Source organism: Pseudomonas sp. PME37.24/025, assembly GCF_055556615.1.
In genome coordinates this window covers 282,845-303,438 of the sequence record NZ_JBVHNK010000001.1, presented here as the reverse complement: position 1 = coordinate 303,438, position 20,594 = coordinate 282,845, and the positions used below count along the sequence as shown (strand labels likewise).

The following is a 20,594-nucleotide window of genomic DNA, read 5'->3' as shown; positions in this document are numbered from 1 at the left end:
GCCGACGGTTCCTTGTCAGCAAAAGCATCGGTTAAAACCCTTAACAAGCTGATAAATAAAGGGTTTTAAGGTTGTCTCGAACTACCTCCTTAGAGGTAGACCGCACAAGCATAGGCCTATGCCCCCTAGGGCTTCGTTGACATGGATCAAGTTTTTGCGGGGTTGGCCTCTCTAGTCTGCCGGCATGGCTAACTGACTGGAGAGCATTGTGAACCCACCGCGTGTACGACAAGGCTTGGTGCTGGGCATGAGCACGCTGGCCTTCACTGTGTGCTTCATGGTCTGGATGATGTTTGCCGTGCTCGGGGTGCCGATCAAGGAACTGCTCCAGCTCAACGAAACCCAGTTCGGCCTGCTGGCCGCGACCCCGGTGCTGACCGGCTCGTTGGTGCGTTTGCCGCTGGGTTTGCTGACCGACCGCTTCGGCGGGCGCAGCGTGTTCTTCCTGCTGATGCTGTCTTGCGTCGCACCGCTGTACTTGATCAGCCACGCCACCGCCTATTGGCAGTTTTTGGTGCTGGGCTTGTTCGTCGGCCTGGCCGGCGGCTCGTTTTCGGTCGGGATTGCCTACGTCGCCAAATGGTTCGACAAGGAGAATCAAGGCTTCGCCATGGGCATCTTCGGCGCCGGTAACGCCGGGGCTGCGGTGACCAAGTTTCTCGCCCCGGCACTGATTGCTGTCGGCAGCTGGCAACTGGTGCCGAAAGTCTTTAGCGCGATCCTCTTCATTACCGCGCTGCTGTTCTGGTTCCTCAGTGCCGAAAACAAGGACCACCGCAGTGCCACCGGCGCCAGCTTGCGTGAACAACTGCGCTCGCTGAAAGACCCTGCGGTGTGGCGCTACTGCCAGTACTACTCGATCGTCTTCGGCGGCTATGTGGCCCTGGCCCTGTGGATGACCAAGTACTACGTGCAGGAATACGGTTTCAGCCTGCAAAGCGCGGCGCTGCTGGCGGCCTGTTTTTCCCTGCCCGGTGGCGTGCTGCGCGCCGTCGGCGGCTGGATGTCGGATCGCTGGGGCGCGCAAAGCGTGACCTGGTGGGTGTTGTGGGTCAGCTGGATCTGCCTGTTCCTGCTCTCGTATCCCCAGACCCAACTGCAAGTGCAGACCATCAACGGCCCGCTGGATTTCCACATCGGCCTCAATCCCGCGCTGTTCACCGTGCTGCTGTTCGTCATGGGCATCGCCTTCGCGTTCGGCAAGGCCTCGGTCTTCAAATACATCGCCAATGACTACCCGAAAAACATGGGCGCGGTGTCCGGCATCGTCGGCCTCGCCGGTGGCCTGGGCGGTTTTGTGCTGCCGATCCTGTTTGGCGCCCTGGTGGACCTCACCGGCGTGCGCTCTTCCTGCTTCATGTTGATGTACGGCGTGGTCTGGGTCTCCCTCACCTGGATGTACTTCAGCGAAATACGCAAAAGCCCGGTGCTGGGTAAAGCGCCGCTGCTGACCCCGTCCCCGATTTCCAGCATTGCCCTAGGAGAAGAACATGTCCGTTCTGCAAAAGCCTGACAAAGGCCCGGTCATTCATGACTGGCGCCCCGAGGACCCCGCGTTCTGGGGAAGTAGCGGCAAACAGACCGCCACTCGCAACCTGTGGATTTCCATTCCTGCGCTGTTGTTGGCCTTCGCGGTGTGGATGGTCTGGAGCACGGTGATCGTGCGTTTGAACGCCATCGGCTTCAGCTTCACCACTGACCAGTTGTTCTGGCTGGCGGCGTTGCCGGGGTTGTCCGGTGCGACCTTGCGCGTCTTCTATTCCTTTATGGTGCCGATCTTCGGTGGCCGTCGCTGGACCGCCCTGAGCACCGCGTCGTTGTTGCTGCCATCGATCTGGATGGGCTTCGCCGTGCAGGACCCGAGCACCTCCTACAGCGTGTTCGTGTTGATTGCCTTGCTCTGCGGTTTTGGTGGCGGCAACTTTGCCTCGAGCATGTCCAACATCAGCTTCTTCTATCCCAAGTCGCAGCAGGGCACAGCCCTGGGCCTCAACGCAGGGTTGGGTAACCTGGGCGTTTCGGTGATGCAGTTCTGCGTGCCGCTGGTGATTACCTTCGGTGTGTTCGGCTTCATGGGCGGTAAACCGCAAGCACTGCCGGACGGTGGCCAGTTGTGGCTGCAGAACGCCGGTTTCATCTGGGTGCCGTTTATTGTCCTGGTGACAGTGCTGGCCTGGTTCGGCATGAATGATCTGTCCAGTGCCCGCGCTTCCTTCAGCGAGCAGGCCGTCATCTTCAAACGCAAACACAACTGGCTGATGTGCTGGTTGTACCTGGCGACCTTCGGTTCATTCATCGGTTTCTCCGCTGCGTTTCCGCTGCTGATCAAAACCTCGTTCCCTGATGTCATCGCGTTGAAATTCGCCTTCCTCGGCCCGTTGGTCGGTGCGCTGGTTCGTCCATTGGGCGGCTGGCTGGCGGACAAACTGGGTGGCGCGAAAGTGACCTTGTGGAACTTCGTGGCGATGATCGCGATGGTCTTCGGCGTGATGCACTTCCTGCCGCAGAACGGTACCGGCGGCAACTTCTACGGCTTCCTCGGCCTGTTCATGCTGCTGTTCATCACCACTGGCGTCGGCAACGGCTCCACCTTCCGGATGATCCCGGTGATCTTCCGCACCCAACATGAAAAAGCCTCGGCCGGAAAACCACCGGCAGTGCGCGAACAAGCACTGAAAAACGCCGGCAAAGAATCTGCCGCCGTCCTGGGCTTCAGTTCGGCCATGGGCGCCTTCGGTGCGTTCTTTATTCCCAAATCCTTCGGCTCGTCGATGGCCCTGACCGGCGGCCCGGAGATGGCCTTCTACATGTTCGTCGGCTTTTACCTGAGCTGCATCGTCGTGACCTGGTGGTGGTACGCGCGCAAAGGCGCCGCGACACCCTGCTGAGACGACCCGAATTCAACCATTGCGTGGGCGGGGCACAGACTCCGCGACAAAGCCTGAGAGGACTACACCGTGAGTCATTTACTGGATCAATTGCGGTTTTTCAACCGTAAGCAAAACGAGTTTTCCGACGGTCATGGAGAGACCCGCAAAGAGTCTCGCGACTGGGAGAACGTCTACCGTTCGCGCTGGCAGTACGACAAGATCGTGCGCTCCACCCATGGGGTGAACTGCACCGGCTCCTGCTCGTGGAAAATCTACGTCAAGAACGGCCTGATCACCTGGGAAACCCAGCAGACCGACTACCCGCGTACCCGCAACGATCTGCCTAACCATGAGCCCCGTGGCTGCCCGCGTGGTGCCAGTTACAGCTGGTATATCTACAGCGCCAACCGGCTCAAGTACCCGAAAATCCGCAAGCCGTTGCTCAAGCTCTGGCGTGATGCGCGGCAGACCATGGCGCCGGTCGAAGCCTGGGCCAGCATCGTCGAGGATAAGGCCAAGGCCGACTCCTATAAAAGCAAGCGCGGCATGGGTGGCTTCATTCGTTCCAACTGGGAGGAAGTCAACGAGATCATCGCCGCGGCCAACGTCTACACCATCAAGCAGTACGGCCCCGACCGGATCGTCGGCTTCTCGCCGATTCCGGCCATGTCGATGGTCAGCTACGCCGCAGGTGCGCGTTACCTGTCGCTGATCGGTGGCGCGTGCCTGAGTTTCTACGACTGGTACTGCGACCTGCCACCGGCCTCGCCGATGGTCTGGGGCGAGCAGACCGACGTGCCGGAATCGGCCGACTGGTACAACTCCAACTACATCATTGCCTGGGGCTCCAACGTTCCGCAAACCCGGACCCCGGATGCGCACTTCTTTACCGAAGTGCGTTACAAGGGCACCAAGACTGTCGCAATCACCCCGGACTACTCGGAAGTCGCCAAGCTCACCGACCTGTGGCTGAACCCTAAGCAAGGCACCGACGCGGCGCTGGCGCAGGCGTTCAACCATGTGATCTTCAAAGAATTCCATCTGGACAAACCGAGCGCTTATTTCACTGACTACGCCAAGCGCTTCACCGATTTGCCAGTGCTGGTGCTGCTCAAGCAAATGGTCGACAAGGCACCGGGCGCCGGTTACCAGCCGGACCGCTTCCTGCGCGCCAGCGACTTGACCGACAACCTCGGCCAGGAAAACAACCCGGAATGGAAAACCATCGCGCTGGATGTCAGCGGCGAACTGGTTTCCCCTCAAGGCTCCATCGGCTATCGCTGGGGCGAGAAGGGCAAGTGGAACATCCTGCCTCGTGAAGGCGGCGAAGGCCGTGAGATCGATCTGAAACTGAGCCTGATCGGCGATGATGTCGCCGAAGTGGCGTTCCCGTATTTTGCCGGCGAGTCCCACGAGCACTTCCAGCACGTGGCCGGCGATGCCGTGCAATACCGCCGCGTGCCGGTGCATAACGTGGTGCTGGCGGACGGCAGCGTGGCCAAAGTCGCCACCGTGTTCGACCTGTCGGCCGCCAACCTGGCGATCGATCGCGGCCTCGGTGGCGCCAACGTGGCCAAGGATTACAACGACGCCTCGGTGCCGGGAACCCCGGCCTGGCAGGAGCAGATCACCGGCGTCAGCCGCGAGAAAGCGATCCAGATTGCCCGTGAGTTTGCCGATAACGCCGACAAGACCAAGGGTCGCTCGATGATCATCGTCGGCGCGGCGATGAACCACTGGTACCACATGGACATGAACTACCGCGGGCTGATCAACATGCTCATGCTCTGCGGGTGTGTCGGCCAGACCGGTGGCGGTTGGGCGCACTACGTCGGTCAGGAAAAACTCCGTCCGCAATGCGGCTGGCTGCCCCTGGCATTCGGCCTGGACTGGAACCGTCCGCCTCGCCAAATGAACGGCACCAGTTTCTTCTACGCCCACAGTTCGCAATGGCGCCACGAGAAGATGAGCATGCACGACGTGCTCTCGCCATTGGCCGATAAATCACAGTTTCCCGAGCATGCCCTGGACTACAACATCCGCGCCGAACGCGCCGGTTGGTTGCCCAGCGCACCGCAACTCAACACTAACCCTTTGCACATTTGCCGCGATGCTGCCGCCGCCGGCATGGACCCGAAAGACTACGTGGTCAAGTCGCTGCAGGACGGTTCGCTGCGCTTCTCCTGCGAACAGCCGGACAGCCCGGTCAACTTCCCGCGCAACATGTTCATCTGGCGTTCCAACTTGCTGGGCTCCTCGGGCAAGGGCCACGAGTACATGCTCAAGTACCTGCTCGGCACCAAGAACGGGGTGATGAACGAAGACATCGGCCAGGTCGGCGATTGCAAACCCGAAGAAGCCGAATGGGTGGACGAGGGCGCCATCGGCAAACTCGATCTGGTCACCACGCTGGACTTCCGCATGTCCTCGACCTGCGTCTATTCCGACATCGTCTTGCCGACCGCAACCTGGTACGAAAAAGACGACATGAACACCTCGGACATGCACCCGTTCATTCACCCGTTGTCGGCTGCCATCGACCCGGCGTGGGAATCGCGTTCCGACTGGGAAATCTACAAAGGCATCGCCAAGGCGTTTTCCAGCATGGCCGAAGGGCACCTGGGCGTTGAGAAGGACCTGGTGACCATCCCGCTGATGCACGATAGCGTTGGCGAACTGGCCCAACCGTTTGGCGGCACCGACTGGAAAAGCGCCGGCGTGGCGCCGGAGCCGGGCAAGAACGCACCCAACCTGCACGTGGTGGAGCGTGACTACCCGAACATCTACAAGCAGTTTTCCTCGCTTGGGCCGTTGCTGGAAAAACACGGCAACGGTGGCAAGGGCATTAACTGGAACACCGAAACCGAAGTGAAATTCCTCGGTGAACTCAATCACAAAGAAGGCAATGCCGGTATCAGCCAGGGTCGGCCGAAAATCGACACGGCAATCGATGCCGCCGAAGTGATTCTGTCCCTGGCGCCGGAAACCAACGGCCATGTTGCCGTCAAGGCCTGGGCCGCCCTGTCGGAATTCACCGGCATCGACCACAGCCACCTGGCGCTGTCCAAGGCCCACGAGGCGATTCGTTTCCGCGACATTCAGGCACAGCCGCGCAAGATCATTTCCAGCCCGACCTGGTCGGGTCTCGAAGACGATCACGTCAGCTACAACGCCGGCTACACCAACGTTCACGAAGGGATCCCATGGCGCACCATCACCGGTCGCCAGCAGTTCTACCAGGATCACCCGTGGATGCAGGCGTTCGGCGAGCAACTGATGAGTTATCGCCCGCCCGTCAACACTCGCACCATCGAAGGCGTGAAAGGCAAGCGCAGCAACGGCGAGATCGAAATCGTCCTGAACTGGATTACTCCGCACCAGAAATGGGGCATCCACAGCACCTACAGCGACAACCTGCTGATGCTGACCCTCAGCCGCGGCGGGCCGATTGTCTGGCTCTCGGAGAACGACGCGAAACGCGCCGGCATCGAGGACAACGACTGGATCGAATGCTTCAACGTCAACGGTGCACTGACCGCCCGGGCGGTGGTCAGCCAACGGGTCAAGGACGGCATGGTGATGATGTATCACGCACAGGAACGGATCGTGAACGTGCCAGGTTCGGAAACCACCAAGACCCGTGGCGGCCACCACAACTCGGTCACTCGAGTGGTGCTCAAGCCGACTCACATGATCGGCGGCTATGCCCAGCAAGCCTACGGTTTCAACTATTACGGCACGGTCGGTTGCAACCGCGATGAATTCGTCGTGGTGCGCAAAATGTCCAAAGTCGACTGGCTCGATGGTTCAAGTGGCGATGACCTGCCACGTCCGCTGCCGACCGATATCGAGGAGAACTGAGATGAAGATTCGCTCACAAATCGGCATGGTTCTGAACCTGGACAAATGCATCGGTTGCCACACCTGTTCGATCACCTGCAAAAACGTCTGGACCAGCCGCGAAGGCATGGAATACGCCTGGTTCAACAACGTTGAATCGAAACCCGGGATCGGCTACCCGAAAGAATGGGAAAACCAGGACAAGTGGAAGGGCGGCTGGATCCGCAATGCCAACGGCACGATCAACCCGCGCATCGGCGGTAAATTCCGCGTGTTGGCGAACATTTTCGCCAACCCGGATCTGCCGAGCCTCGACGATTACTACGAGCCGTTCGACTTCGATTACCAACACCTGCACACCGCGCCGCTGGGCGAGCATCAGCCGACTGCACGTCCGCGCTCGCTGATTTCCGGCAAGCGCATGGAAAAAATCGAGTGGGGCCCGAACTGGGAAGAGATCCTCGGCACCGAATTCGCCAAGCGTCGCAAGGACAAGAACTTCGACAAGATCCAGGCGGATATTTACGGCGAATACGAAAACACTTTCATGATGTATTTGCCGCGCCTGTGCGAGCACTGCCTCAACCCGACGTGCGCGGCGTCGTGCCCGAGCGGGGCGATCTACAAGCGTGAAGAAGACGGGATTGTCCTGATCGACCAGGAAAAATGCCGTGGCTGGCGGATGTGCATCAGCGGCTGCCCGTACAAGAAAATCTACTTCAACTGGAAGAGCGGCAAGTCCGAGAAATGCATCTTCTGCTACCCGCGGATCGAAGCCGGGATGCCGACCGTTTGCGCGGAAACCTGCGTCGGGCGCATCCGTTACCTCGGTGTGCTGCTGTATGACGCCGATCGCATCAGCGAAGTGGCGAGCACCGCCAACGAGCAGGACCTGTACGAGAAACAACTGGAGATCTTCCTCGACCCGAATGACCCGGCGGTGATTCGTCAGGCCCTGGCCGATGGCGTACCGCAGTCGGTGATCGATTCCGCCCAGCGTTCGCCGGTCTACAAAATGGCCGTGGACTGGAAACTCGCACTGCCGCTGCACCCGGAATACCGCACCTTGCCGATGGTTTGGTACGTACCGCCACTGTCGCCGATCCAGAACGCTGCCACTGCTGGCACCGTCGGTATGAACGGGGTGATCCCGGATGTCGACAGCCTGCGTATTCCACTGAAGTACCTGGCGAACCTGCTGACGGCGGGCGATGAAAAACCGGTCAAGCGTGCGCTTAAACGCTTGCTGGCGATGCGCGCTTACAAACGTTCCGAGCAAGTCGATGGCGTTCAGGACCTGCAAGTGCTCAAGGATGTCGGTTTGAGCGTGGCCCAGGTCGAGGAGATGTATCGCTACCTGGCAATTGCCAACTATGAAGACCGCTTTGTGGTACCGAGCGCGCACCGTGAAGACGCCATGAGTGACGCCTTTGCCGAGCGCTCCGGTTGCGGCTTCAGTTTCGGCAGCGGCTGCAGCGGCAGTTCCGACACCAACATGTTCGGTGCGAAGAAAGCCAACCGCCGTGACATCCTGAAAACCGTCCAGTTGTGGGAGGAATGAGCATGCAAATTCTCAAAGTGATTTCGCTGCTGCTCGATTACCCGACCGAGACGTTGATTGGCGGTCGCGACGAACTGGAGCAGGCGATTATCCAGTCCCGGGAAATCAGCCCCAAACAGCGCGGCGCGTTGTTCGAATTGCTCGAGCTGATCTGCGCCAATGACCTGATGGACGGGCAGGAGCACTACGGTGCGCTGTTCGGCCGAGGGCGCTCGCTGTCGCTGTTGCTGTTCGAGCATGTGCATGGCGAGTCCCGCGACCGTGGTCAGGCGATGGTCGACATGATGGCGCAATACGAAGAAGCCGGTTTTGCCATCGGCGTCAAAGAGCTGCCGGACTATATCCCGCTGTACCTGGAGTTCCTGTCCACCCGCGAAGACATCGAGGCCCGCGAGGGCCTGGCGGATGTTTCGCACTTGCTGGCCTTGCTCGCTGCACGCCTGGAGGAGCGCGAAAGCGCCTATGCCAGTTGCTTCCGCGCGCTGCTGCAAATCGCCGGGGCCGAGCCGCATCAGGCGGTGGCCGACCTGCGAGCGCAGGTGGCGGCGGAACCTCGCGACGACTCCCTCGAAGCCCTCGACAAGATTTGGGAAGAGGAGGCCGTGGACTTCCTCCAGGCCGAACAGCAGGACCGTTGCAGTGGACTGCCAAGCGCACCGGGCAAGGCTCGGGAAGAAAGCGCGGTGCCGTTGCACTGGGTGGATTTTCAGCATGAAGGGCTGGCCGCCGCGCCAGCCAAGGAGGTCGGTAATGTCTAAATGGAACCTGTTGTTGTTCGGGATCTATCCCTATGTCGCTTTGGCCATTTGCCTGATTGGCAGCTGGGCACGCTTCGATCTGTCGCAATACAGCTGGAAGGCAGGCTCGAGCCAGATGCTCAATCAGCGCGGGATGCGCGTGGCGAGCAACTTGTTTCACATCGGTGTGCTGTTCGTGCTGGCCGGACACTTCGTCGGGCTGCTGACGCCTGCGTCGGTCTATCACCACGTGATCAGCACTGAGAACAAGCAGTTGCTGGCGATGGTGTCCGGTGGCTTCTTCGGTCTGCTGTGCTTGATCGGCTTGCTGATGCTGGTCAATCGGCGGCTCACCGATCCACGGGTACGTGCCACCTCCAGCCCTTCGGACATCCTGATTCTGCTGGTGTTGCTGGCGCAGTTGCTGCTCGGTCTGCTGACGATTGCGGCGTCCACCGCGCATATGGATGGCTCGGTGATGGTGATGCTCGCCAACTGGGCGCAGAACACCGTGCTGTTGCGGCCGATGGAAGCGGCGGCGTCCATCGCACCGGTCGGGCTGACCTACAAGCTGCACGTGTTTCTCGGCTTGACCCTGTTTGTGCTGTTCCCCTTCACCCGTCTCGTACACATGATCAGCGCACCGATCTGGTACCTGGGGCGTCGTTATCAAATCGTTCGTCAGAAGTACTGAGGAGACAATCATGTCAGGTGGATGTGGATGTGGTGGTGGTAACGGCGGCAGCGGTGGCTGCGGATCTTCCAAAAAAGCCGAGGACGTTCTCGACATCGCGCCGGTCGCAGAGGCGCAGTTTGAAGCACTCCCGACTGAGCCCGCGGCGGCCGATGACGCTCCGGCGCAGTTGATCGCCAGCAGCGAACAGGAGTGGCCGATCATCAGCGTCAATGAGGTGTCGATCACGCCGGAAGCGATGGCCCAGGAGCTGCAATATCACCCGGCCGAAAGCCGCGAAGAGGCGGTCTATCTGGCCGCGAGGGCATTGGTGATCCGCGAGTTGTTGCAGCAGCGCATTGCCGAACTCGGCGTTTCGCTGGAGATCGGCGCGGGGGAAAACGAAGAAGAAGCGGCCACGCGTTTGTTGCTCGAACGCGAGGTGCACGTGCCGCAGTGCGATGAGGAAACCAGTCTTCGTTACTACGAAAACAATCGTGGGCGCTTTCACAGCGCACCGTTGCTGGCGGTTCGGCACATCCTGCTCGAATGCGCGCCGGATGATATCGAGGCGCGCGCCGTTGCGCATGATCAGGCGGAAGTTCTGCTGCAACGTCTGGAGGATTTCCCTGGCAGTTTCGCCGAGCTGGCCGTGAAATATTCGGCCTGTCCGTCGAAGGCTCAGGGTGGTTCTTTAGGGCAGATCAGTAAAGGCCAGACCGTGCCCGAACTGGAACGTCAGCTGTTCACTCTGGCGCCGGGCCTGGCCAGCAAGCCGCTGGAAAGTCGCTACGGCTGGCATGTGGTCAGTGTCGATCAGCGGATCGAAGGCATGCCGTTGCCCTATGAAGTGGTGTCGACGGCGATTCGCACGCAGTTGCAGCAAGGCGTCTGGCAAAAAGCGCTGGTGCAGTACCTGCAAACCCTGATCGGTGCGGCGGATATTCGCGGCATCCACTTGCAGGGCGCCGACTCACCGCTGGTGCAGTGAGCATCTAGGCAAACCGGGAGATGTGATGAACGCTGTAATGCAGGATGGCTTTGGACGGCAGATCGATTATCTGCGGATGTCGGTGACGGACCGGTGTGATTTTCGCTGTGTGTATTGCATGGCAAAAAACATGACCTTCCTGCCGCGTCAGCAGGTGCTCACGCTGGAAGAGTTGCAGCGTCTGGCAACGCTGTTCGTAGGGTTGGGCGTACGCAAAATCCGCCTGACCGGCGGCGAACCGCTAATTCGTCCGGGCATTGTCGACCTGTGCCGCAACATCGCCGCGCTGCCCGGTTTGCGCGAACTGGTGATGACCAGCAACGGCTCGCAACTGAGCCGCCTGGCCCGGCCATTGGCGGAGGCGGGGGTCAAGCGGATGAACATCAGCCTCGATAGCCTGGACGGGCAGAAATTTCGCGCAATCACCCGCATCGGCGATCTCGATCAGGTGCTCAACGGCATCGAAGCGGCGCGGGATGCGGGGTTTGAGCGGATCAAACTCAACTGCGTGGTGATGAAAGGGCGTAACTTCGATGAAGTCCCGGCGTTGGTGCAATACGCCATCGATCAGCGCATCGATATCAGCTTCATCGAAGAAATGCCCTTGGGCGACGTCGGCCGTTCCCGGGGCGAATCGTTTTGTTCCAGCGACGAAGTGCGGGCGCTGATCGCCAGCCAGCATCGGTTACTCGACAGCACCGAAAACAGCGGCGGCCCGGCGCGCTATGTACGCCTGGAACGCCATCCCGAGACCCGGATCGGTTTCATTTCACCCAACAGCCACAATTTCTGTGGCAGCTGTAATCGGGTGCGGATGACTGTTGAAGGGAAGCTGTTGCTTTGTCTGGGGCAGGACGATGCCCTGGATTTAAGAGGATTGTTGCGGCGATATCCGTTGGATGATCAACCCGTGATCAATGCGGTGCAGAAGGCCTTGCGCGGCAAGCCATTGCGCCACGATTTCAGCCCCGAAGGGGAGGTGCAGATTGTGCGGTTCATGAACATGAGTGGTGGTTGAGCTGATTTATAAAACACAGCAAATCCAATGTGGGAGCGGGCTTGCTCGCGAAGGGGCCGGCCCATCCAACACAAAACCCAAAGTGAGACCGATAAACAGGCGATGTTTAATCGACATCTCCAGATACTCACTCAGGCTACACAGCCTTGCGCCGTTGCCTACGACTACGCCAGAATCCGCCGGCTTGTGCGTCTAAGGGCCGGGCTCTATCGTTTCCGTGTCGCTGAAAAACAGCGATCGGGTTTGGTAGCCCGCCGTCCACATGACGCATAGCGTCACCTTATGCAGATGCTTTTTCGGCATTTGTTTTATGGTGGCCATGCGTAGGGCGTCCTCGGGCGCGCCGGTTTTTCCATGTGGACCGGTCTACCAACCTTCGTATGGCCACCACCTCTTCGTTTGGTAGCGAGGGTGATGGCTCCTCTAATCACATATGGAGTTCCATCTATGTTCAAACCAACGCCAAATCCGCCGGAAACCGATCCAACATCCCCCTACGATTCCCTCGATTCAAAAAAACTCAACGAAGCCGCCGACCGCGCCCTCGACCATTACCTCAAGCCGCCCATCCCCAAAGACACCAAGCGTAAACCCAGTACCATTTACCATGTGGGAGCGAAGGTCGATAACGAAACCCTACTGGTCAACGCCTGCGAATCCCTGGCATCAGCCAGCGTGATGCTCAGTGAGTTCGCCGGGTTGATGGATATGCCACATCGCAACATGATGTTGGGGATTCAACAGGTGGTCATGCTCGGGGAGCTCGCAGTGAATCGAGTGCTGGATAACCTCGATCCGCAAGGCTAGCGAAGAACCTGTGGCGAGGGAGCTTGCTCCCTCTCGGCTGCGTAGCAGTCGTAAAAAGCCGATAAATGCGGTGAACCTGAAAACACGCGGTTGCAGGATTTGGGGTCGCTTCGCAACCCAGCGGGAGCAAGCTCCCTCGCCACGATGAGGTCCACTGACACAGTCCCCAAAAACAAGAAACCCCGCATCATGCGGGGTTTCTTGTCAAAGTGTGGGAGCGGGCTTCCCCTCAACCATAGAATCTCCCACATTAGATCCTCGCTTGCCACAGGGTCTGTGTCGTCATCGGACGGTTTTTTTTCACCGCCAAATCTTGATATCGATCAATTGCAGATCAGCCCTTTGTCCGTAGTCTTCACTGCATGCTGTGTTTGTTTGTCTATAAACATCTATATGTAGTATCTGGAGGCCGAATGCAGAGCACGCTGATCTCAGTAGGATGTAACCGCTTGCACAAGCGCGATGGCAGTCTGGTCGCCTTCGATGCCGACAAGATCCGCCAGGCGTTGATTGCCGCCGGCAAGGCAACCGGGGAGTACACCGAGGTTGAAGTTGAAGGTTTGCTTCAGGCGGTACTCGCTCGGCTGGACGGACTGCCAAGGCTGCATGTCGAGCAGGTCCAGGATCGTGTCGAACGGGTGTTGATGGACGCCGGTTTCTTCTTCGCCATGCGCGCCTACATCGTCTACCGCGAACAACACGGGCGTTTGCGTCGTGACCGCCGGACCATGGTCGAAGTGGCGACCTCGATGAACGAGTATCTGGACCGTGAAGACTGGCGGGTCCAGGCCAATGCCAATCAGGGCTACTCACTGGGCGGGCTGGTGTTGAACGTCTCGGGCAAAGTCACTGCCAATTACTGGCTGGACGAGGTGTACAGCGAGGCCATCGGCCAGGCCCACCGCGAGGCGGATTTGCATGTGCACGACCTGGACATGCTCGCCGGTTACTGCGCCGGCTGGTCGCTGCGCACCCTGTTGCACGAGGGGCTCAACGGTGTGCCGGGGCGTGTCGAAGCCGGTCCGCCGAAGCATTTGAGCAGCGCCCTGGGGCAAATGGTCAATTTCCTCGGCACCCTGCAAAACGAATGGGCCGGTGCCCAGGCGTTCAGCTCGTTCGACACCTACCTGGCGCCCTATGTACGCAAGGATCAGCTGAGTTATCAGGAGGTGCGTCAAGCAATTCAGGAGTTCATCTACAACCTCAACGTGCCGTCGCGCTGGGGCACCCAGACGCCGTTCACCAACCTGACCTTCGATTGGGTTTGCCCGCAGGATTTGCGTGAGCAGATACCCGTCATCGGCGGGGAAGAAATGCCGTTTGCCTATGGCGACCTGCAGGTCGAAATGGACCTGCTCAACCGCGCCTATATCGAGGTGATGCAGGCTGGCGATGCGAAAGGGCGAGTATTTACCTTTCCGATTCCGACCTACAACATCACCCATGATTTTCCGTGGGACAGCGAAAACGCCGATCGTCTATTCGAGATGACGGCGCGTTACGGCTTGCCTTACTTCCAGAACTTCCTCAATTCGGACCTGCTGCCCAATCAGGTACGTTCGATGTGCTGCCGGTTGCAGCTGGATGTGCGCGAGTTGCTCAAGCGCGGTGGCGGTTTGTTCGGCTCGGCGGAACAGACCGGGTCACTCGGCGTGGTGACCATCAACTGCGCGCGTCTGGGCTATGTGTTCAAGGGCAACACCAGTGGTTTGTTGCAGCGCCTGGACACATTGATGGAGCTGGCGATGGAGAGCCTGGAGGTCAAGCGCAAGGTCATTCAGCACCACATGGACGCCGGTTTGTACCCTTACACCAAGCGTTACCTGGGCACCTTGCGCAACCATTTTTCCACCATCGGCCTCAACGGCCTGCATGAAATGCTGCGCAATTTCACCAGCGACGAGGAGGGCATGCACACCGAACAGGGCCGCAAATTTGCCCTGAATATGCTGGACCATGTGCGCGCCACGTTGCTGCGTTTCCAGGAAGAAACCGGCCACATGTACAACCTGGAAGCGACGCCGGCAGAAGGCACCACTTACCGCTTCGCCAAGGAAGACCTCAAGCGCTATCCCGATATTCTCCAGGCCGGCAGTGTGCAAGCGCCGTATTACACCAACTCCTCGCAACTGCCCGTGGGCTACACCGAAGACCCCTTCGAGGCCCTGGAGCTTCAAGACGAGCTGCAATGCAAATACACCGGCGGCACGGTTTTGCATCTGTACATGGCCGAGCGAATTTCCTCGACCGAGGCCTGCAAGCAACTGGTGCGAAAAGCCCTTGGCCGCTTCCGCCTGCCGTACCTGACCGTGACCCCGACCTTCTCCATCTGCCCGGTGCACGGTTACCTCGATGGCGAACATGAGTTCTGCCCCAAGTGCGACGAGGTTCTGTTGCTGCAAGAACAGAAAGCCGGCGCCGTTCATTGATTTTTATCCACTCAACCGCAAGGAGCTTCACCATGACTGCATCGCAAACACTGCCCCAGGCTCAACGTCAACGCTGCGAAGTCTGGACCCGAGTAATGGGTTATCACCGTCCTGTGTCGGCGTTCAATCCGGGCAAACAGTCGGAGCACCGTGAGCGGGCGCACTTCACTGAAAGCGCGGCACTGGCCGGGCGCCAATGAGTCGAATGCTTCGGGTCGGGGGCATGGTGCCCCTGACCACTATCGACTATCCGGGACAGCTCGCCTGCGTGCTGTTTTGCCAGGGTTGCGCCTGGCGTTGTCGTTACTGTCATAACCCGCAGCTGATTCCCCCTCGTGGCAGTGAGGAAGTGGATTGGCGGCGGGTGTTGGCGTTTCTACAACGTCGTCAGGACTTGCTCGATGCCGTGGTGTTCAGTGGCGGTGAGCCAACCTTGCAGGACGGCTTGCTCGGTGCCATGGATGAAGTGCGGGACATGGGATTTCGCATCGGCTTGCACAGCGCCGGGATCAAGCCTGCAGCGTTCGCCAAGGCATTGACCGGCGCTGATTGGGTCGGTTTCGATGTCAAGGCATTGCCCGAGGATTGCCAGGCCATCACCCGGGTCGAGGGCAGTGGAACCGCCAATTGGCGCAGCCTCGAACATCTGCTGGCCAGTGGTGTCGACTACGAATGTCGCACCACCGTGCATTGGCATCTGTTCGAGCCGGCGCGTCTTCTGACGCTGGCAAAACGCTTGAATGCGCTTGGCGTCAAACGCTTCGCCGTGCAACTGGTTCGCACCGAGCGGATGTTCGATCCACTGCTGCCGAGCGCTCCGGCTCAAGCATTGCTGCCAGAGTTGTGGGAGGCCATGCGCGAGTTGTTTCCAGCCTTCGTGTTGCGCGGGTAACGGGGGCTGGGGGAACTCAAGCCCAGCCCCAGAATTGCAACCACCAGCCAAATCCCACCATGCCTTCGGCCAGGAGCAGGCAAGCGATGGCGGACCCGCGTCGCACTTGGGAAAGACCTTCGCGACTCAGCCGTTTCCAACCCAGTAGCAGGCTCCAGCCCATCGCCGCCAATAACAGACAGGCCCTGGCCGGTTGTACCCACTCCAGCAGCAGACCTTCATAACGCAGTAATTTGACGGTGGTGGACGACAGCCCGAGAAACAGTCCGGCAGCACCCAGAGGCGTGAGTGTCAGCGCCAAGGGCTGATACAACGTGCGATCTCGCGCCAGTCGGGCCGTCAGACGCAGAAGCAGCATCAACGCGGTGCCGAGCATGATCGAACTCAAACTCAGGTAAGCGACGATGCTGAAGCCGTCGAGCCAACTGAAGCTGTCGTTGAGCTGCGGGTAATGGGTCAGCAGCCACCAGGGGGCGTTGTCCTGCAGGGCCCAGAACTGGTTGTGTTCGATCAGCCACTCGGCCAGGTGTTGTTTGAGGGCGATAAACCATGGGCTGACCGTCCACTGAAACGCGCCCATGGCCAGGCCGATCACACCGAACAGCAGCAAGCGTGTATCCCAAGGGGACAGCGTCTGCGCCGTCGCGTGAAGAATCTCCTGATTGCTGGAGCGGGCGATCAGCTGAACGGCCCCGCGTTGTCCGCTGCAGCGTCCGCAGGCGTGGCAATCACTGGCGCCTTGCAGGCGGCGGATATCGAGCAGGGGAGCGCAGTTGGGCGGCGGCAGGCGCGGTGCGGCATTTTCTAGCCAACGTTGTTCATCGACCTGAAAGTGCACAGGGGCGAGCCTTGCGAGCAGGGCGAAGACGCCGCTGACCGGGCACAGGTAACGGCACCAGACCCGCTTGCCCCGGGCGAACAATAACCCGACGATGACCGCTGCCACGGTCGAACCGCCCAGAATCAACAGCGCGGCCTGGGCGTAGTCATAGACGCTGATCAACTGGCCGTAGAGGGTCGTCAGGCAGAACGCCAATGTAGGCCAGCCGCCCCAGCGCAACCAGCGCGGCACACCCAGGCCTTTACCGTAATGGCTGGCCCATTCACTGAGCGAACCTTCCGGGCACAGAACACCGCACCAGAGTCGGCCGAAGAACACCATCGACAGCAACACGAACGGCCACCAGATTCCCCAGAACAAAAACTGCGCGAGCAAGGTCAGGTTGTCGAGTATCCGTGCCTGGCTGTCTGGCAGCGGCAACAGCGCCGGGGTCACCAACAGCACCGCGTAAAACACTACAACAGCCCACTGCACCGCACGGATGACGGGCGCATGGCGACGCATCCCGTCACCCAGGTGCTGGAGCCATTGATTGCGCCGGCTCAGTTCAGGCATGGGACGCTTCTCGCAGTACGTTGCCGTAGCCAACCGCCGACAACCAGCCAGTAACCGACCCATACCACCAAGGTCATGCCGCTGGGCGTCGCGCGATAACCGGCAAACCCGGCCAGAAAACCACCCAATCCATGGCTGTCGCCGAGCAAATTGCTGCTGTCCCAAAGCGCTTCGCCAACGAGCCTGTAAACCACGTCCGGAAAATCCAGGGCGAGCAATTGGCCGCCGATTCGCTCGGTGCCGCTGACCAGCAACGCCGCGCCGAGCATGAGCAAGATGACTTCGCTGATGGCAAAAAATCGTTGCCATGAAATGAATCGGCGACTGCTGTGCAGCAGGGTAATGGTCAGCGCCGACAGCACCAGTCCCAATACGCCGCCGACGGCAAACAAACCAAGCTGCGGACCTCGCAACCGGGCGCCGGCGCCATAGAGAAAGACCACCGTTTCGCTGCCTTCTCGGCTGATCGCGAGCATTGCCAGCAGTAATAAACCTGCGCCACCTTGCCGAGCCAGATGGCTATCGGCGTGTCGTCGCAAGTCGTGGTTGAGGCTGCGCCCGTGGCGGCGCATCCAGCCCACCATCTGCACCATCAACAGGCTGGCAACCAGTGCGAGTACGGCCTGGAACCATTCGCTGGCCGACCCGCTCATGGCCTCACCGGCAAACAGAATCAACACCGCCAGCAGGCCCGAGAGCATCAACCCCAGCACCACACCCGCCCAGAGGAATTTGACCAGACGATTACGTTGGCCTTGCTGGCTGGCCCAGGCCTGGAGAATACCGATCACCAGCAACGCCTCGACGCTTTCGCGCCAGACGATGAACATTGATTGATTCATGAAAACTCCATGCGCTAACAGTTATTTCGCGAGGATGCCGCCCTCGGGCAATTGCGGATTGAACTCGTCGAAAAAGGGGTAGTGGCCGGGCCTCAGGGGGTGAATGACCACGAAGGTCGTCACGCCCGGCGACAGGACTTTTTCAACCCGCAACGGCGTGCTCTCGAACTCGGCCGGCCCTTGGCCGACGTTCGTCAGAATGATCTTGAAGCGCTGTCCGGCCGGCACCTCCAGCAAGGCAGGCGTGAAGTGGCCATCGCGAAGGCTCAGCTCAAAGCTGGGTAACTGGGCAAAAGCCGTCACCGGCACAACGGCTCCGGCGAGGATCAGCCAGGCAATGCGCAGGCGCTTCATTCAATAGCCGCCTTTTTTACCGATGCCGGCGTAGATGAATTCGTAGTGCAGTTCACAGCGTTCGAACCAGGGTGCTACACCGGTTTCCTTATCGGTGTGGCGCCCGAGGGAGCCATGACCGCCGGGTGGCAGGACGGTGAACGTCAGCTGATATTTACCGGGGCCAAGCAGCTTCACATTGTCGCCATAGTGCGGACCGTCATTGGCCACCATGGCGTGGAAATCGCCTTTGATCTCGGGGGCGTTGCCTTGTTTTTTCAGGTTGAAAGAGACGTTCAGGTAGGGCACGAAACTGCCTTCCTGAAAGCCCTGCCGATTGTCCGCAGTGGCCCGGATGTCGGCTTCCAGGTGGACGTCGGAATCCGCGGTTGCGCGCATCATCCCCGCAGGTGCCATTTCTATCGGCTGCAAATACACCGCCCCGACTTCCAGCCCGGGACACAACTGTGGTTCCCCGATCGGGTATTCCTTGGCGTGAGCCAGCGGCGATAGCAAGAGCAGGGCGAGTGATAGCGAAAAAGGGGTACGCATAATAGCTTCCTGAACACTGACGAGTAGGAGCCCGAGTCTAGGAAGCTTTGCTGCGAACAATAATGATTGTTATCAAGTTTTGAGCAATTAAACGGTTGGCTCGTCACGTTGGCGAAATCGCTGAGCGCGCTCAACGCTGTGGGTCATCTGTGCCGCCGCATGAACGGTCAAGGGATGCTGGGTAAAACCGGGTCTGGGGGAAATGTAGTCGGCCATTTCCCGGGCAATGGCGAGCTGACGTTCCGAAGCTTCTGCCAGCAGCGCGATGACCAGGTTTTCCAAGGCAATCACCCGGACACGCAAGTGAACCAGTTCGGCGTTGGTCAAGGCGGGCGGGGCGGTAAACGCGTCGCTATCGATGGATGTTACGGCGTTTTGATCGTCCCATGTCGACAGGGTTGGATGGTCCGGGGCCCCAACGCTTGGGAAAGGATTTTTATTGAGCATGAGCGACGTCTCCAAGTCTGTTCAGCCGTTAGAAGCTTAGCTGCAGGATCGCGATGGAGGAGGGAAGTCGCTCGATATCGATTCTTGATATGTATCAAGGCTGGTGTTGCGCAAGGGCTGTAGGTTGGAAGAACTCCACTCAATGATCGGAGATCGGTATGGCCAAGAACTTCCCCATCAACCCTAAGCACCCCGAGCGGATCTGTTGGGGATGCGACCTGTATTGTCCGGCGAAGTCCCTGGCGTGCGGCAATGGTTCCGAACGGACGATGCATCCGGCGGAGATGTTTGGAGAGGATTGGCACCTCCCAAGCGACTGGGGCATTGATGCGGTCATTACTACAGACAAGGTGGCGGATGACTTTCAATCACTGCCCGATGATGCGCTTTTGTAGGAGCCAGGCTTGCCGGCGAAGGCGCTCTTAAGGACGCCTTCGCCGGCAAGCCTGGCTCCTACAGGTCCGATTCGATATCAAGCGTGGGTGATGGAAAGATCGCTGATGATGCACACCGAACCGTCTTCGGGGTCGGTGGTGTCGGAGTAGTCGATCTGGTTGTACACACCACCGTGGAAGGCCAGCGTTTTCGTGTCCCAGGTGTTGTCGAGACGCATGATTGCGGAAGTCGATTTGACCCCGTTACAGCTCGCCGAAACGGACACTGCGCCGCTCGAATTGGCGTGAATGTTGATTTTGAACAGTGCCCCGAGCGGCACGTCTTCCAGAACCGTCGTGTTCACCGGGTCTTCTTGAAGATAGCTCGACCGGAACCCCATGGTGATTCGGCCTTTGTTCCAGAACACCTTTACAGGTGGTCGCTCTGAACCCTGCACATGAATCTGGCTGATCACGACCTTCTGCAGCGAGTTGACTTTCGTCAGCCGCATTTCTTGTCGGTTCCAGTGGTCGGCAGCGCTGGCGAACAGCCAATAACCCGGCTCCTTCCACTCGCAGCGCGTGCGCTGCGTGCTTTTGCTCGAAGCGCCGAGCGTCGGTGCCGTCATTTGCAGCGAGCCATCTGGAAGCATCGAAATGACTTCCGGACATTCAAGCAGTGCCCGCCAGCCGATGAGCTCAAGTGCGATGGGGTTGGTGTCGGAGATAGGAAGCGGTGTAGCGATTGTGTAGTTGCTGATGTCTACGGTCATGGTCATTTTTCCCTTAATTCATTGATGTCACCTTTTGCTCCATTGAGCCTTGCGCTTTT

At 59.4% G+C, this 20,594-nt stretch carries 19 protein-coding genes; 13 read left to right on the top strand and 6 right to left on the bottom strand.

Annotation, left to right across the window (positions count from 1 at the left end; genetic code table 11):
- The first annotated feature begins 208 nt into the window (after positions 1 to 208).
- From ACZ3HH_RS01170 to ACZ3HH_RS01115, 12 genes are all read left to right on the top strand, one after another.
- Positions 209 to 1,513: an MFS transporter gene (locus ACZ3HH_RS01170; protein WP_465802286.1), complete on the top strand. Its 1,305-nt coding sequence runs from the start codon at positions 209 to 211 to the stop codon at positions 1,511 to 1,513.
- Positions 1,491 to 2,888 carry a NarK family nitrate/nitrite MFS transporter gene (locus ACZ3HH_RS01165; protein ID WP_465802284.1) on the top strand — a complete coding sequence of 466 codons (1,398 nt, stop codon included), beginning with the start codon at positions 1,491 to 1,493 and terminating at the stop codon, positions 2,886 to 2,888. The genes ACZ3HH_RS01170 and ACZ3HH_RS01165 overlap by 23 nt, the downstream gene beginning before the upstream one ends.
- Positions 2,889 to 2,957: 69 nt before the next feature.
- Complete coding sequence (locus ACZ3HH_RS01160; protein ID WP_465802282.1) at positions 2,958 to 6,731, top strand: nitrate reductase subunit alpha; 3,774 nt, start codon at positions 2,958 to 2,960, stop codon at positions 6,729 to 6,731.
- 1 nt (position 6,732) lies between these two features.
- Positions 6,733 to 8,271 (top strand): nitrate reductase subunit beta, encoded by a 1,539-nt coding sequence (narH, locus tag ACZ3HH_RS01155; protein WP_038982852.1) that lies wholly within the window; start codon positions 6,733 to 6,735, stop codon positions 8,269 to 8,271.
- 2 nt (positions 8,272 to 8,273) lie between these two features.
- A complete protein-coding gene (gene narJ / locus ACZ3HH_RS01150) occupies positions 8,274 to 9,029 on the top strand; it encodes a nitrate reductase molybdenum cofactor assembly chaperone (RefSeq protein ID WP_038982853.1) in 756 nt (251 codons plus the stop codon).
- Positions 9,022 to 9,702: a respiratory nitrate reductase subunit gamma gene (narI, locus tag ACZ3HH_RS01145; protein ID WP_465802279.1), complete on the top strand. Its 681-nt coding sequence runs from the start codon at positions 9,022 to 9,024 to the stop codon at positions 9,700 to 9,702. The genes narJ and narI overlap by 8 nt, the downstream gene beginning before the upstream one ends.
- A gap of 10 nt (positions 9,703 to 9,712) precedes the next feature.
- Positions 9,713 to 10,672, top strand: a complete 960-nt coding sequence (locus ACZ3HH_RS01140; protein ID WP_465802278.1) for a peptidylprolyl isomerase — start codon at positions 9,713 to 9,715, stop codon at positions 10,670 to 10,672.
- A 25-nt stretch (positions 10,673 to 10,697) separates the two neighbouring features.
- Complete coding sequence (gene moaA, locus ACZ3HH_RS01135) at positions 10,698 to 11,690, top strand: GTP 3',8-cyclase MoaA (protein ID WP_465802276.1); 993 nt, start codon at positions 10,698 to 10,700, stop codon at positions 11,688 to 11,690.
- 447 nt (positions 11,691 to 12,137) lie between these two features.
- The gene (locus ACZ3HH_RS01130; RefSeq protein ID WP_465802274.1) at positions 12,138 to 12,497 is read left to right on the top strand and encodes a DUF6124 family protein; all 360 of its coding nucleotides are present in this window, start codon (positions 12,138 to 12,140) and stop codon (positions 12,495 to 12,497) included.
- Positions 12,498 to 12,910: 413 nt separating this feature from the next.
- The gene (locus ACZ3HH_RS01125) at positions 12,911 to 14,926 is read left to right on the top strand and encodes a ribonucleoside triphosphate reductase (RefSeq protein WP_465802272.1); all 2,016 of its coding nucleotides are present in this window, start codon (positions 12,911 to 12,913) and stop codon (positions 14,924 to 14,926) included.
- Between the two features lie 32 nt (positions 14,927 to 14,958).
- Positions 14,959 to 15,126: an anaerobic ribonucleoside-triphosphate reductase gene (gene nrdD, locus ACZ3HH_RS01120; RefSeq protein WP_038982862.1), complete on the top strand. Its 168-nt coding sequence runs from the start codon at positions 14,959 to 14,961 to the stop codon at positions 15,124 to 15,126.
- Positions 15,123 to 15,818 (top strand): anaerobic ribonucleoside-triphosphate reductase activating protein, encoded by a 696-nt coding sequence (locus ACZ3HH_RS01115; RefSeq protein ID WP_367375205.1) that lies wholly within the window; start codon positions 15,123 to 15,125, stop codon positions 15,816 to 15,818. The genes nrdD and ACZ3HH_RS01115 overlap by 4 nt, the downstream gene beginning before the upstream one ends.
- A gap of 16 nt (positions 15,819 to 15,834) precedes the next feature.
- Here the strand turns inward: ACZ3HH_RS01115 and ACZ3HH_RS01110 are convergent, their stop codons facing one another.
- The 5 genes from ACZ3HH_RS01110 to ACZ3HH_RS01090 all read right to left on the bottom strand — a co-directional run bounded on the left by ACZ3HH_RS01110 (position 15,835) and on the right by ACZ3HH_RS01090 (position 19,388).
- Positions 15,835 to 17,214: a 4Fe-4S binding protein gene (locus ACZ3HH_RS01110; protein WP_465802269.1), complete on the bottom strand. Its 1,380-nt coding sequence runs from the start codon at positions 17,212 to 17,214 to the stop codon at positions 15,835 to 15,837.
- Positions 17,202 to 18,056: an FTR1 family iron permease gene (locus ACZ3HH_RS01105; RefSeq protein WP_465802268.1), complete on the bottom strand. Its 855-nt coding sequence runs from the start codon at positions 18,054 to 18,056 to the stop codon at positions 17,202 to 17,204. The genes ACZ3HH_RS01110 and ACZ3HH_RS01105 overlap by 13 nt, the downstream gene beginning before the upstream one ends.
- 21 nt (positions 18,057 to 18,077) lie before the next feature.
- Positions 18,078 to 18,410 carry a cupredoxin domain-containing protein gene (locus ACZ3HH_RS01100; protein ID WP_465802267.1) on the bottom strand — a complete coding sequence of 111 codons (333 nt, stop codon included), beginning with the start codon at positions 18,408 to 18,410 and terminating at the stop codon, positions 18,078 to 18,080.
- Positions 18,411 to 18,941 (bottom strand): iron transporter, encoded by a 531-nt coding sequence (locus ACZ3HH_RS01095; protein WP_465802266.1) that lies wholly within the window; start codon positions 18,939 to 18,941, stop codon positions 18,411 to 18,413. It lies immediately after the preceding gene.
- An 87-nt stretch (positions 18,942 to 19,028) separates the two neighbouring features.
- Entirely contained in the window at positions 19,029 to 19,388 is a 360-nt protein-coding gene (locus ACZ3HH_RS01090) for a hypothetical protein (RefSeq protein ID WP_465802265.1), read from the bottom strand.
- Between the two features lie 158 nt (positions 19,389 to 19,546).
- Between ACZ3HH_RS01090 and ACZ3HH_RS01085 the strand changes: the two genes are divergently transcribed.
- A complete protein-coding gene (locus ACZ3HH_RS01085) occupies positions 19,547 to 19,783 on the top strand; it encodes a DUF3079 domain-containing protein (protein ID WP_465802264.1) in 237 nt (78 codons plus the stop codon).
- 77 nt (positions 19,784 to 19,860) lie between these two features.
- On the opposite strand, the gene ACZ3HH_RS01080 is transcribed toward ACZ3HH_RS01085, so the two are convergent.
- Positions 19,861 to 20,535 carry a polysaccharide lyase family 7 protein gene (locus ACZ3HH_RS01080; RefSeq protein WP_465802263.1) on the bottom strand — a complete coding sequence of 225 codons (675 nt, stop codon included), beginning with the start codon at positions 20,533 to 20,535 and terminating at the stop codon, positions 19,861 to 19,863.
- Between the last annotated feature and the right edge of the window lie 59 nt (positions 20,536 to 20,594).

Coding starts and splice junctions, on each gene's coding strand:
- ACZ3HH_RS01165 (WP_465802284.1), top strand. CDS start 1,491: ATGTCCGTTCTGCAAAAGCCTGACAAAGGCCCGGTCATTCATGACTGG.
- narH (WP_038982852.1), top strand. CDS start 6,733: ATGAAGATTCGCTCACAAATCGGCATGGTTCTGAACCTGGACAAATGC.
- narJ (WP_038982853.1), top strand. CDS start 8,274: ATGCAAATTCTCAAAGTGATTTCGCTGCTGCTCGATTACCCGACCGAG.
- narI (WP_465802279.1), top strand. CDS start 9,022: ATGTCTAAATGGAACCTGTTGTTGTTCGGGATCTATCCCTATGTCGCT.
- ACZ3HH_RS01140 (WP_465802278.1), top strand. CDS start 9,713: ATGTCAGGTGGATGTGGATGTGGTGGTGGTAACGGCGGCAGCGGTGGC.
- moaA (WP_465802276.1), top strand. CDS start 10,698: ATGAACGCTGTAATGCAGGATGGCTTTGGACGGCAGATCGATTATCTG.
- ACZ3HH_RS01130 (WP_465802274.1), top strand. CDS start 12,138: ATGTTCAAACCAACGCCAAATCCGCCGGAAACCGATCCAACATCCCCC.
- ACZ3HH_RS01125 (WP_465802272.1), top strand. CDS start 12,911: ATGCAGAGCACGCTGATCTCAGTAGGATGTAACCGCTTGCACAAGCGC.
- nrdD (WP_038982862.1), top strand. CDS start 14,959: ATGACTGCATCGCAAACACTGCCCCAGGCTCAACGTCAACGCTGCGAA.
- ACZ3HH_RS01115 (WP_367375205.1), top strand. CDS start 15,123: ATGAGTCGAATGCTTCGGGTCGGGGGCATGGTGCCCCTGACCACTATC.
- ACZ3HH_RS01110 (WP_465802269.1), bottom strand. CDS start 17,214: ATGCCTGAACTGAGCCGGCGCAATCAATGGCTCCAGCACCTGGGTGAC.
- ACZ3HH_RS01105 (WP_465802268.1), bottom strand. CDS start 18,056: ATGAATCAATCAATGTTCATCGTCTGGCGCGAAAGCGTCGAGGCGTTG.
- ACZ3HH_RS01100 (WP_465802267.1), bottom strand. CDS start 18,410: ATGAAGCGCCTGCGCATTGCCTGGCTGATCCTCGCCGGAGCCGTTGTG.
- ACZ3HH_RS01095 (WP_465802266.1), bottom strand. CDS start 18,941: ATGCGTACCCCTTTTTCGCTATCACTCGCCCTGCTCTTGCTATCGCCG.
- ACZ3HH_RS01090 (WP_465802265.1), bottom strand. CDS start 19,388: ATGCTCAATAAAAATCCTTTCCCAAGCGTTGGGGCCCCGGACCATCCA.
- ACZ3HH_RS01085 (WP_465802264.1), top strand. CDS start 19,547: ATGGCCAAGAACTTCCCCATCAACCCTAAGCACCCCGAGCGGATCTGT.
- ACZ3HH_RS01080 (WP_465802263.1), bottom strand. CDS start 20,535: ATGACCGTAGACATCAGCAACTACACAATCGCTACACCGCTTCCTATC.